Origin of the sequence: Streptomyces sp. SID12488 (assembly GCF_010548275.1) — a bacterium.
Taxonomy (GTDB): domain Bacteria; phylum Actinomycetota; class Actinomycetes; order Streptomycetales; family Streptomycetaceae; genus Streptomyces.
The window spans coordinates 140,946-152,938 of record NZ_JAAGLT010000024.1 but is presented as its reverse complement, the minus strand read 5'-3'; the positions used below and the strand labels follow the sequence as shown (position 1 = coordinate 152,938).

Genomic DNA, 11,993 nt, shown 5'->3' with positions numbered 1-11,993 from the left:
GGCCCTTGAGGTCACCGATTCCGTCGCCGTTGCTGTCCTGGAAGGAACGGACGAGGACCTCGTAGAAGACGGCGCGTTTGAACCACTCGGGGTCCCGGTCCTTGGCGGGAGTGTCCTCGAAGGTGTCCGGGACAGGCTCGTTGACGATCATGTGGTGGGTGACCCTCCGATCTGCGGGGTGGACGGTCGCAGGACGGTCAGGATGTGCGCGGGGCGCGTACCCGGTTCCAGGCGCACGTAGTTCGTCCTGCCCCATTGGTAGGTCTCGCCGGTGAGCTCGTCGCGCACAGGCAAGGACTCGTGCCAGTCCAGGCCGAGTTGCGGCATGTCCAACGACACTGTGGCTTCCTGGGTGTGGTGAGGGTCGAGGTTCACGACCACCAGAACCGTGTTCGATCCCCGGCGTTTCGAGTAGACGATCACCGACTCCTGGTCCGCCTCGTGGAAGTGGATGTCACGCAGTTGCCGCAGGGCCGGGCTGCGCCGCCGGATCGCGTTGAGCGCGCCGATCAGTGGCGCGATGCTACGTCCGTCACGTTCTGCCGACTCCCAGTCGCGGGTACGCAGTTGGTATTTCTCGGAGTCCAGGTATTCTTCGCTGCCCTCGCGCAGGGGGGCGTTCTCGCACAGTTCGTAGCCGCTGTAGACACCCCAGGTGGGCGAGAGCGTCGCGGCCAGCACGGCACGCACCTCGAACGCCGGACGGCCGCCCCGCTGAAGATACTCGTGCAGGATGTCCGGGGTGTTGACGAAGAAATTCGGCCGCATGTACGCCGCCGCATCACCCGACAGTTCGGTGAGATATTCGGTGAGCTCGGGCTTGGTGGTACGCCAGGTGAAGTAGGTGTACGACTGCTGGAAGCCGACCTGGGCCAGCGTGTGCATCATCGCCGGCCTGGTGAACGCCTCCGCCAGGAAGATCACGTCCGGGTCGGTGCCGTTGATGTCCGCGATCACCTGCTCCCAGAACACCACCGGCTTGGTGTGCGGGTTGTCGACCCGGAAGATCCGCACCCCGTGGTCCATCCAGTGCCGCAGCACCCGGGTGGTCTCGGCGACCAGACCCGGCAGATCGGCGTCGAAGGCAATGGGATAGATGTCCTGGTACTTCTTCGGCGGGTTCTCCGCGTACGCGATCGTCCCGTCGGGCCGGTGATGGAAGAACTGCGGGTACTTCTGCACCCACGGATGGTCCGGCGAGCACTGCAGCGCGAAGTCCAGCGCCACCTCCAGCCCGTGCCGGGCGGCCTCCGCGACGAAGAACGCGAAGTCCTCCAGGGTGCCCAGATCCGGGTGCACGGCGTCGTGGCCGCCCGCCTCGGAACCGATCGCCCACGGCACCCCCACATCCTCCGCCGACGCCGACAGCGTGTTGTTGGGGCCCTTGCGGAAGGTGCGCCCGATGGGGTGGATGGGGGGCAGGTAGAGGACGTCGAAGCCCATCTCCGCGATCTGCGGGAGCCGCCGCGCCGCCGTCCGGAACGTCCCGTGCGGCTGCTCCGGCGTGCCCTCGGAGCGCGGGAAGAACTCGTACCATGCCCCGTACAGGGCCCGCTCCCGCTCCACCATCAGCGCCAACGGTTCACTCGACGTGACCAGCTCACGCAACGGATACCGGCGCAGCACCTTGTTCACGGCCGGTGTGAGGGCCGCTGAGAGCCGGGACGGCGCCGGGCGTCCGACGTCCCGGAGGGCCTCGGCGGCGGCCAGGAGCACGTCCCGCTTGCCCTTGTTCTTCGGTACGCCGGTGGCGGCCCGCTCGTACAGCAGCGCGCCCTCCTCCAGCACCAGCTCCGTGTCGATCCCGGCCGGGATCTTGATGCCCGCGTGATGCCGCCAGGTGCTGATCGGGTCGCCCCACGCCTCCACGGTGTACGTCCAGTCACCGGGCGCGTCGGCCTCGACGGTGGCGCCCCAGCGGTCGGTGCCGGGGGCCAGTTCGCGCATTGGCGTCCAGCGGCCGGGGCGGCCCTTCGGGTCGCGGAGCACGACGTTGGCGGCGACCGCGTCATGGCCCTCGCGGAAGACGGTGGCCGAGATCTCGAAGGCCTCGCCGACCACCGCCTTCGCCGGACGGCGCCCACCCGTGACGAGGGGCCGGACGTCCAGGACGGGGATACGGCCGACCGCGGTGCCCTTTGCCGCAGGGCGGGGCGGGCTGCTCTGAGGGGCCGGGGCCGGTTTCGTGGCCGGAGGGGTGGTGACGGAGCGGGTGTCCGATGCCGGTTGTCCGGTGACGGACTGCGTGGCCGGGGCCGGTTCGCCTGTGGCGGGCGGTACGGCCGGGGTGGGCTTGCCCGTCGCCGAGGGCCGGCCCTTGGCCGAGCGTGTGTCGCGGGCCGTCGGGCCGGGGTCGGAGGGTTGTTCCGGAGCCGGGGGCCGGACGGCGGACGAGGTCTCCGGGGTCGCTTTGCCCGTGGCGGGCGGCGTGGCCGGGGCCGGTTCGCCGGTGACGGAGGGCGTGGGCGCCGTCCGGTTGTCCGTGACCGAGGGCGTGCCCGGGGTCGGCCCGCGCTTGGCCGAGCGTGTGTCGCGGGCCGTCGGGCCGGGGTCGGAGGGTTGTTCCGGAGCCGGGGGCCGGGCAGCGGAGGAGGCCTCCGGAGTCGTGGACCGGGCGGCCGAGGGGGTCTCCGGGGTGGCCGGCGGGACGGCGGCGTCCGTCGGGCGTATCGGTGGTGTGTCGGAGGTGGGCGTCGGGGGTGGTGACGAGTGGTGCGTGGCGGGCATTACCGCTCCTGTCCGCGTCAACGTGGGTGGGCGGATGGATGTGGGGGAGGGTGTCCAGCGTCGTGTACCCCGGTTGTGTACCGGGGGAGCCTTCCCACCCTATTCGGGTAGGCAATCCGGCACTTTGCCAACTACTCACGCGTATGTCCGCACCCAGGATCAGCCAGGTCGGCGAACGACATCGGCCCCGTCCGGTGGACGGGGCCGACAACGCCACAGTGCTCCTAGGGAAGCGGTGTCCGCAGGAGTTTGTTCGGTGAACCGGCCTTCTTGTCGGAGACTTTCCCGGATGTCGCCAGAGCCGTCAGAGCCCTGGCGACCTGCGCCGGATTGGATTTCGGTTGTTCCGCCAAGTAGAGGGCCGCAGCGCCCGCCACGTGCGGCGCCGCCATCGACGTACCGGAATAGGCCACCCGGCCGGTGTCACTGGCATACGACGCCGAGGTGATCGAGACACCCGGGGCGAACAGGTCGAGAGCCGGTCCCCAGTTCGAAAAGTCGGCCCGGGCGTCCGTCGGCCCGGTCGCGCCGACCGTGATCGCATCCTTGACGCCGGCCGGCGAGTAGGCCTCCGCCGGTTCCCCGGCGTTTCCGGCGGCGACCGTGTACGTCACCCCGGACGCGATCGAGTTCCGTACGGCCGTGTCCAGTTGGGTGTTGCGGTAGCCGCCGAGGCTCACATTGGCGACCGCGGGCTTCCTGGCGTGTCTCGTCACCCAGTCGATACCCGCGATGACCTGCGCCGTCGTGCCGCCGCCCGCGTTGTCGAGGACGCGTACGGAGACGATCCTGGCCTTCTTCGCGACGCCGAGGGCCGAGCCCGCGATCGTCGCCGCGACATGCGTGCCGTGGCCGTTCCCGTCGCCGGCCCATCTGTCGCCGCCGACGAAGTCCCAGCCGTAGCTCGCGCGCCCGCCGAAGTCCTTGTGCGAGATACGGACACCGGTGTCGATCACGTAGACCGTGACGCCCGTGCCCGCCGACTTCGGCCAGCTGTAGCCGCCGTCGAGCGGCAGACCGGCCTGGTCGATCCGGTCCAGGCCCCAGGAGGGCGGGACCTGCCGGCCACGTTCAAAGGCGCGGTCGTACGTGATCCGGGTGTCCTGGGCGACCGAGGCCACGCGGGAGTCCGCCGCGAGACGCCTGGCCTGTGTCTCGTCTGCCTGAACGGCGTAGCCGTTCAGGACGGAGCTGTAGGTGTGGCTTATTTTCGCCCCGTACCTCGCGGCGAGTCTCCTGCCGTCCGCCGAAGGAGCCGGCGTACCTCCCTTGAGTGTCACCAGGTAACTTCCGCCGACGGCGCCGGGTGAGCCGGCGCCGACTATCAGGCCCTCGGGTGCGGCCTGCGCGGGTGCGGTGACCGAAAGTACAGAGAGCGTGGTCACCGTGGTCAGGCCCGCCGCCCAGCGCAGACGTCCGGTACGCGTCCGTTTCATGCTTGGAGTTCCCCCTCCTCGGCCGCCGGCGCCCGGCGGCCTTCTGGGCAGCCTCTCGTGCGGGGAGAAGTGTCACAAGGTGGCCTACGGGGGTGGAATCGGCCATATCGGCGGTCGGCCCTCACCGGGGGCGCGCAATACGCGCCATGGTTCCCGCGCGCCCTCACCGATACCGTCAGGGGGATGATGAGGGGACGCACACGGTCGTGCGTCCCGGTACGTACAGGTTTGATAAGCACGACCACCGAGGTGGAATGTGAAGGCGATCCGTCGGTTCACCGTCCGTCCCGTTCTCCCCGAGCCTCTCCGGCCGCTCAGCGACCTGGCCCGCAATCTGCGCTGGTCGTGGCATGCGGAGACCCGTGAGCTCTTCCAGTCCGTCGACCCCGAGCGCTGGACCGACTCGGAGTGCGACCCCGTAAGGCTCCTGGGCAGCCTCTCGCCCGAGCGGCTCACCGAGCTCGCCGAGGACCACCGCTTCCTGCGCCGCCTCACCGAGGCCGCCGACGACCTGCACGACTACGTCACCGGCACCCGCTGGTACCAGACGCAGAATCAAGGTCAGGGGGGTGAACTTCCCGCCGCCGTCGCCTACTTCTCTCCCGAGTTCGGCATCATGGCCGCCCTGCCGCAGTACTCCGGCGGCCTCGGCATCCTCGCCGGGGACCATCTGAAATCGGCCAGCGACCTGGGCGTGCCGCTGATCGGCGTCGGGCTCATGTACCGGCACGGCTACTTCCGCCAGTCCCTCTCCCGGGACGGCTGGCAACAGGAGACCTATCCCGTCCTCGACCCCAACGAACTCCCCGTCACCCTCGTCAAGGAACCCGACGGCTCCGCGGCCCAGGTCTCCCTGGCCCTGCCCGGCGGCCGGTCGCTGCGGGCCCGGATCTGGCTGGCCCAGGTGGGCCGGGTGCCGCTCCTCCTCCTCGACTCGGACGTGGAGGAGAACGACCTCGGCGAGCGGGGCGTCACGGACCGGCTCTACGGGGGCGGCAGCGAGCACCGGCTGCTCCAGGAGATGCTGCTCGGCATAGGAGGAGTGCGCGCGGTCCGGACGTACTGTCGCCTGACCGGCCACCCCGCCCCCGAGGTGTTCCACACCAACGAGGGCCACGCGGGCTTCCTCGGACTGGAGCGGATCGCCGAACTCTGCGACGAAGGGCTGGACTTCGACGCGGGACTGGAGACGGTCCGCGCGGGGACGGTCTTCACGACGCACACGCCCGTCCCGGCCGGCATCGACCGTTTCGACCGCGAACTGGTCGCCCGCCACTTCGGCCCGGACGCCGAACTCCCGCGCATCGACGTGGAACGCGTGCTGAACCTGGGCATGGAGACCTACCCGGGCGGCGAGCCCAACCTCTTCAACATGGCGGTGATGGGCCTGAGGTTGGGCCGCCAGGCGAATGGCGTGTCCCTTCTCCACGGGCAGGTGAGCCGGGAGATGTTCGCGGGGCTGTGGCCGGGCTTCGACCCGGCCGAGGTTCCGATCACCTCGGTCACCAACGGTGTGCACGCGCCCACCTGGGTCGCGCCGGAGGTGTACAGGCTCGGCGCCAGGCAGATCGGCGCGGAGCGCACCGAGGACGCGCTGACGGTCGGCGGCTCGGACCGGTGGGACGCGGTCGCGGACATCGCCGACCAGGACATCTGGGAGCTACGGCGGTCCCTGCGCGAGCAGTTGGTGGTGGAGGTACGGGAGCGACTGCGGGCGTCCTGGCGGCAACGCGGCGCGGGTACGGCGGAGTTGGGCTGGATCGACGGGGTGCTCGACCCGGACGTGCTGACCATCGGATTCGCGCGCCGTGTCCCCTCGTACAAACGCCTGACCCTGATGCTGCGCGACCGCGACCGGCTGCTGGATCTGCTCCTCCACCCGGAACGGCCGATCCAGATCGTGATCGCGGGCAAGGCGCACCCGGCGGACGACGGCGGCAAGCGGCTGATCCAGGAGCTGGTGCGCTTCGCGGACGACCCGCGCGTCCGCCATCGCATCGTCTTCCTCCCGGACTACGGCATGGCGATGGCGCAGAAGCTGTACCCGGGCTGCGACATCTGGCTCAACAATCCGCTGCGCCCCCTGGAGGCGTGCGGGACGAGCGGGATGAAGGCGGCGCTGAACGGCTGTCTCAACCTCTCGGTCCTGGACGGCTGGTGGGACGAGTGGTTCCGGCCGGACTTCGGCTGGGCGATCCCCACGGCGGACGGCATCGCGGGCACGGACCCCGACCACCGGGACGACGTGGAGGCCGCGGCCCTGTACGACCTGCTGGAGCAGCGCGTCACCCCGCGCTTTTACGAGCACGGCGAGACGGGACTGCCCGACCGCTGGATCGAGATGGTCCGCGAGACCCTGACCCACCTGGGCCCGAAGGTCCTGGCCGGCCGTATGGTCCGCGAGTACGTGGAACGCCTGTACGCTCCCGCGGCCCGCGCCCACCGCACCATGACCCCGGACACGGCAAGGGAGTTGGCGACCTGGAAGTCCCGGGTGCGCTCCGCCTGGCACACGGTGACGGTCGACCACGTGGAGACCTCGGCGGCGACCGCCCCCGCGTTGACGGCGGAACTGGGGAGCACGCTCTCGCTCCGCGTGCGGGTGGGGCTCGGTGAACTCACCCCGGACGACGTCGAGGTCCAGGCGGTCTCGGGGCGCGTCGACTCGCAGGACAGCATCACCGACGCGACGACGGTGCCACTGAAGGCCGTCGGCGGCCCGGACCCGGAAGGGTGCTGGCTGTACGAGGGGCCACTGTCGCTGCACCGGACAGGGCCCTACGGGTACACCGTGCGGATTCTGCCGGCGCACCGGCTGCTGGCGTCCAGCGCGGAGATGGGGCTGGTGGCGGTGCCCTCGGAGGAACTGGGGGAGGGGGCGGGGGTTCTGATGCGGTGACCCGCGGCTTCCGGCTCCGACCGGTCCTGTCCGGCTCGGTCCGGCTCGGGCCGGTCCTGGCTGGTCCCTACTGGTCCTGGCGAATCGTCAGGACCAGTTCCACGCCTGGTTGGGGTTGCCCGCACAGCTCCACCCCTGTGTCGCCCGGCCCTCCTGCCCGGACGTGGCGTCCTCCGCGTCCAGGCAGAAGCCGTCCGGAACGCTGATCAGTGACTGGCCGGCGTACTCGCCCCCGTCGCCGAGCTGCCAGTGCTGGGCGCTCAGGCCGTCGCAGGCCCTGGCGTGGATCTTCTGGCCGTTCTGCGCGGCGGTGGCAGCGTCGGCATCCAGACAGCGGTGGTTGCCCTGGTTGACGACGAGGTAGGTGGAGGCGGGACCGGGGACCCGGTACAGGGCCCACTTCTGGGCGGACGTGCCCTTGCAGGTCCACACCCCGACGGTCACGCCGTCCCGGGCGTCGAGGCATCTGGCGACCGGGGCGCCGTTGATGTTCTCGGTCATCGTCAGTGAACCGGTGCGGACCGGCCCGCGTGCCGTGGCGTACAGGGCTTCCTTGGTCTGGGAGCCGACCTTGCCGTCCACGCTGACCCCGGCCTCCGCCTGGAAGGCCTTCACCGCGGCGAGGGTCTTCTGCCCGAACCGGCCGTCCACCGCGACGTACAGGCCGTGGCCGCCGAGGAGGAGTTGCAGGGCCTCGACGCAGTCACCGGCGGCGCCCGACGCGAGCTCCGCGGCGCACGCGGCGGACCGGAGGTCCAGCGTCGCGGGGTCCTGGCCGGTCGTCGGGCTCGACTCCGGCCGGGTGGTCGCGTCGTCCGTCTTCGACGGGGTGGGCGCGGGCGCGCTGCGGCTGGCGGACGCGGATGCCGTCGGGTTCTTCGTCGTGGTCGGGGAGGGCGCCGACTCCGGGACGGCCGACGTACCGATACTGGTGTCGGGGCCGGTTGCCGCCGATGTCCGGTCGTCGTCCTGGCCCTGGAGTGCCAAGGTGATGCCCCCGGCGGTCAGGACCACTGCCGCGGCGACGGCAACTGCCGTCACCCTCCTGCGGTTTCCGCGCCTTGTGGGTGGGGCGGGCGAGGCGGGCGAGGCGGTTTCGGCAGCCCGGGGTGGCCCTTCGGGAAGGGCCTTCGGTCTGGGTCTGCTCGGGGGTGAAGGTACCGGGACCGTTACCGGCGCCGACAGCTGATGCCCGATGGCCGTCCTGAACACCGTCTCCGGCAGGGGGCGCCGCTCGGGATCCTTGTCCAGGCAGGTGCGGATGAACGCGCCGAGTTCCGCGTCGACGGTCCCCACCTGGTCGAGGATCTCCTCACGGGGCGGCTCGAAGGCCACCCCGAAGAGGACGTCGACGCCCGTCCCCTCACCGAACGGCGCGTGCCCCGTGACGGCGTACGTCAGGGTCGAGGCCAGCGAGAAGACGTCGGAGGCTGCGGTCACCTCGCGGCCCCTCGCCTGTTCCGGGGACATGTAGGCGGGCGTTCCGACGTTCTGGCCCGTGGCGGTGATCGCGGTCCCGTCGGGGGACTGGACGACGCCGAAGTCGATGACGCGGGCACCGTCGGCGCCCAGGATCACGTTGGACGGCTTGAGGTCGCGATGGACGAGTCCCGCCTGCCAGATGGACTCGATCGCGCGCCCCACGTCGGCCAGCAGCCGCCAGGCCGACGCCGGGTCGATCGGCCCGCGCGCGTTGACGACGTCGGAGAGGGTGGGCCCAGGTATGTACTCGGTGGCGACCCAGACCAGGTCCTCCTCGCACCCGCTGCCCAGCAGCCGCACGATGTGCGCGCCCTGGATGCTGTCCAGCGCGCCGACCTCCCGCTCGAAGCGCTTCCGGAAGAGCGGGTCCTCCGCGTACTCGGGCCGGATCACCTTCACGGCGGCCAGGCCCGTCCCGCCGGTGGTGTCCCGGCCCAGATAGACCCGGCCCATGCCGCCGGCGCCGAGCACCGACTCCAACAGGTACGGGCCGGCCTGTCTCGGATCGTTCCTGCGCAGCGGGACCACGGGAGGCGGTTCCATACCGGCCGCCGCGTAGGCCAACTCTTCGGTGCGGCTGCGGTGTTGGGGTGGCATGTGGGCCCTGGTCTCTCGGGTGGCACGTAGGACCGAGAGATTAGCGCAGCACGCGTGTGCGAAACGGGGAGTTGGACCGGTTCCTCGGCCAGGAATTCGCGCAGCCGCCGGGTCGCACCGGTCCGCGTGGGTCCGTGTCGGAGTTCGTCGGTGTTTATCGGTGTTTTCGGCCCGCGTCAGTCCTCTTCGTATCCCCCGCACAGCCGCCGCAGCACCGCCCCGCACCGCCGTGCGTAGGCATGCTGCAACCCGCGCGTCGCGGGGCCGCCCGCCTTGGCGTACCACTTCGCGGGGCGGCTGAACGCGCTGATCGTCAGCCACACCGTGCCGTCGCCCGTGCGGTCCACGACGAAGGACTCCTCGCCGCACTCCGGGTGACCGGCCAGGGTGCCGTACGCCCAGCCGGCGCGGCGGTACTCCTCCACGGTCCAGACCACGCGGCAGGGGGCCTTTATGACGCCGGCGAGGGTGACCGTCACGTTGACGTCCGGGGCCGCCCGTTCGGAGCTCGCGTCGATGCCCACGCCCATCGCGCGGTGCATCTCCCAGGTGAGGACTGCCTCGGCGGCGCGCCGGAAGACCTCCTCGCCCTCGCCGAGGCGGGTGCGTACGTGCATGGGGTGGAAGCCGGGCGGGCAACGGAAGCCGCGGTCGCGCGTCGCGCCGACGTCCGCGTACGTGAAGGACATGGGGCCCAAGGGTAGGGCGGGGGGTGCGCGCGGCTGAGCGGCGGGGTGTGGGATTCGGACGCACGTACGGCGGGGCGGTACCCGGAGATGCCTTCGCTCCGGGTACCGCCCCGCCGCTCACCTGCTCACCCGCCGCTCATGCCGAGCGGTGCGTGTCACTCGTCAATTTGTCATGCGTCACTTGTCACGCGGTGACGTTGACCGCGGCCCAGGCCGCGTTCACGGCCGCGTACTCCGTGCTGCTGGCGCCGTACAGGGCCGAGGCCGCCGACAGGGTCGCCGTGCGGGCGCCCTTGTAGTTGGTCGTCGACGTCATGTAGGTGGTCAGCGCCTTGTACCAGATCTGGACGGCCTTGGCGCGGCCGATGCCCGTGATCGTGGAGCTGTTGGACGTCGGGGAGTTGTAGGCGACCCCGTTGATCGTCTTCGCACCGCTGCCCTCGGAGAGGAGGTAGAAGAAGTGGTTCGCCGGGCCCGACGAGTAGTGCACGTCGAGGTTGCCCAGGGTGGAGGACCAGCTGTCCCTGGACCCGCCGTCCTTGCTCGGCTTGTCCATGTAACGCAGCGGCGTGCCGTCGCCGTTGATGTTGATCTTCTCGCCGATGAGGTAGTCACCGACGTCGGAGGAGTTCGCCGCGTAGAACTCGACGGCCGTGCCGAAGATGTCGGACGTCGCCTCGTTCAGGCCACCGGACTCGCCCGAGTAGTTCAGGCCCGCCGTGTTGGCGGTCACGCCGTGGGTCATCTCGTGGCCGGCCACGTCCAGCGAGGTCAGCGGGTGCGTGTTGCCCGTCCCGTCGCCGTAGGTCATGCAGAAGCAGCTGTCGTCCCAGAAGGCGTTGACGTACGCGTTGCCGTAGTGGACGCGGGAGTAGGCGGCGACGCCGTTGTTCTTGATGCCGCTGCGGCCGAACGTCGACTTGTAGAAGTCCCACGTCGCCTGCGCGCCGTACGCGGCGTCGACGGCGGCCGTCTGGTCCGTGGTCGAGCTGGAGGCGGCGCCGGTGCCCCAGGTGTCGTCCGCGTCGGTGAACAGCGTGCCCGCCGAGGAGGACGTCGCGTGGGCCTTGTTGTACGTCTTGTGGCCGCCGCGGGTGCCGTCCGTCAGGTTGTACGTCGAGCCCGAGAGGGTCGTGCCGAGGGTCACCGTGCCCGAGTACAGGCTCTTGCCGGTGCCGGTCTCGATGCCCTGGTACTCGTACAGCTTCTTGCCGGTGGCCGCGTCGGTGATGACGTGCAGCTCGTTCGGGGTGCCGTCCTCCTGGAGGCCGCCGACGACGGTCTCGTAGGCGAGGGTCGGGGTGCCCGAGGCCGCCCAGATCACCTTGCGGGGGGCGTTGGACGCCTCCGACTTGGTGGAGCCGGCCTTCTTGGCGAGTGTGACGGCCTGCTTCTCGACGGCGGCCGTGGTCACCTCGGGGGTGAGGTCGGCGACCTTGATGGCGGCGTTGTGCGCTCTGGTCACGCCCTTGGTCACGCCGGCCGCGTTCTCGTGCACGACGAGGTCGCCGCCGAGGACCGGGAGGCCCGCGTAGGTGCGCTCGTAGCGGGTGTGCAGCGTGCCGTCGGCGTCCTTGAGGACGTCACGGACGACGAGCTTCTCCTTGGCGCCGAGGCCTATCTCGTCGGCGGTCGCCGGGGCTTCGGCGGCGGCTTCCTTGATGAGGGCCGTGCGTGCGGCGGGAGTCAGTGTCACCGGGACGGCGGCGACCCTGGCCTTGGTGCCGGCCGGCTCGCTCTGCGCGGAGGCGCCGGTGGTCACCGCGGTGGTGAGGAGGGCTCCGGCGGCGACGGCGGTGGCGATGGCGAGCGTGGTGCGCTTGTGACGCGCGTAGAGGGGGGTCACACGAACTCCTTTTGTGGGGGTTCCGGGCGGTCTTGGGGTGAACGCCTGGAAGTGCTTGTGAAGTTGGAGTGCTGCTGCGGCGTGCGTTGGAAGAGTGACATTGGGGGCGCGTACATGTCAGGACCCCGAAGTGATGTTGGCCGAAAATCGACTGTCAGCCGAACGTTTCATGCATGTAACACGGCGCGACCCTGGTAAAGCGAGAACCAAGGTCGGGCACGGTGCCAACAAAAGCGCAGTACAGGCGCCGCAAAGGCAAAGCCGCCCCGGTGGGTTGATCCACCGGGGCGGCGCCCTGTCGTTTACGCGTCCTGAAC

Annotated in this window: 6 protein-coding genes; 1 reads left to right on the top strand and 5 read right to left on the bottom strand. The window is 70.5% G+C overall.

What is annotated here, in order from left to right:
• Window positions 1-147: 147 nt before the first annotated feature.
• Together G3I56_RS30500 and G3I56_RS30495 are read right to left on the bottom strand one after the other, a co-directional pair.
• Complete coding sequence (locus G3I56_RS30500; RefSeq protein ID WP_343240095.1) at window positions 148-2,727, bottom strand: maltotransferase domain-containing protein; 2,580 nt, start codon at window positions 2,725-2,727, stop codon at window positions 148-150.
• A 224-nt stretch (window positions 2,728-2,951) separates the two neighbouring features.
• A complete protein-coding gene (locus tag G3I56_RS30495; protein ID WP_164414558.1) occupies window positions 2,952-4,163 on the bottom strand; it encodes a S8 family peptidase in 1,212 nt (403 codons plus the stop codon).
• 256 nt (window positions 4,164-4,419) lie between these two features.
• On the opposite strand from G3I56_RS30495, the gene glgP reads away from it, so the two are divergent.
• On the top strand, window positions 4,420-7,062 hold the full coding sequence (gene glgP, locus G3I56_RS30490; protein ID WP_164414555.1) for an alpha-glucan family phosphorylase: 2,643 nt from the start codon (window positions 4,420-4,422) through the stop codon (window positions 7,060-7,062).
• An 87-nt stretch (window positions 7,063-7,149) separates the two neighbouring features.
• On the opposite strand, the gene G3I56_RS30485 is transcribed toward glgP, so the two are convergent.
• The 3 genes from G3I56_RS30485 to G3I56_RS30475 all read right to left on the bottom strand — a co-directional run bounded on the left by G3I56_RS30485 (window position 7,150) and on the right by G3I56_RS30475 (window position 11,676).
• Window positions 7,150-9,141: a protein kinase gene (locus tag G3I56_RS30485; protein WP_239135197.1), complete on the bottom strand. Its 1,992-nt coding sequence runs from the start codon at window positions 9,139-9,141 to the stop codon at window positions 7,150-7,152.
• A 176-nt stretch (window positions 9,142-9,317) separates the two neighbouring features.
• Window positions 9,318-9,830, bottom strand: a complete 513-nt coding sequence (locus G3I56_RS30480; protein ID WP_164414553.1) for a DUF1990 domain-containing protein — start codon at window positions 9,828-9,830, stop codon at window positions 9,318-9,320.
• Window positions 9,831-10,014: 184 nt separating this feature from the next.
• Window positions 10,015-11,676: a M4 family metallopeptidase gene (locus tag G3I56_RS30475; RefSeq protein WP_164414551.1), complete on the bottom strand. Its 1,662-nt coding sequence runs from the start codon at window positions 11,674-11,676 to the stop codon at window positions 10,015-10,017.
• Window positions 11,677-11,993 lie beyond the last annotated feature (317 nt).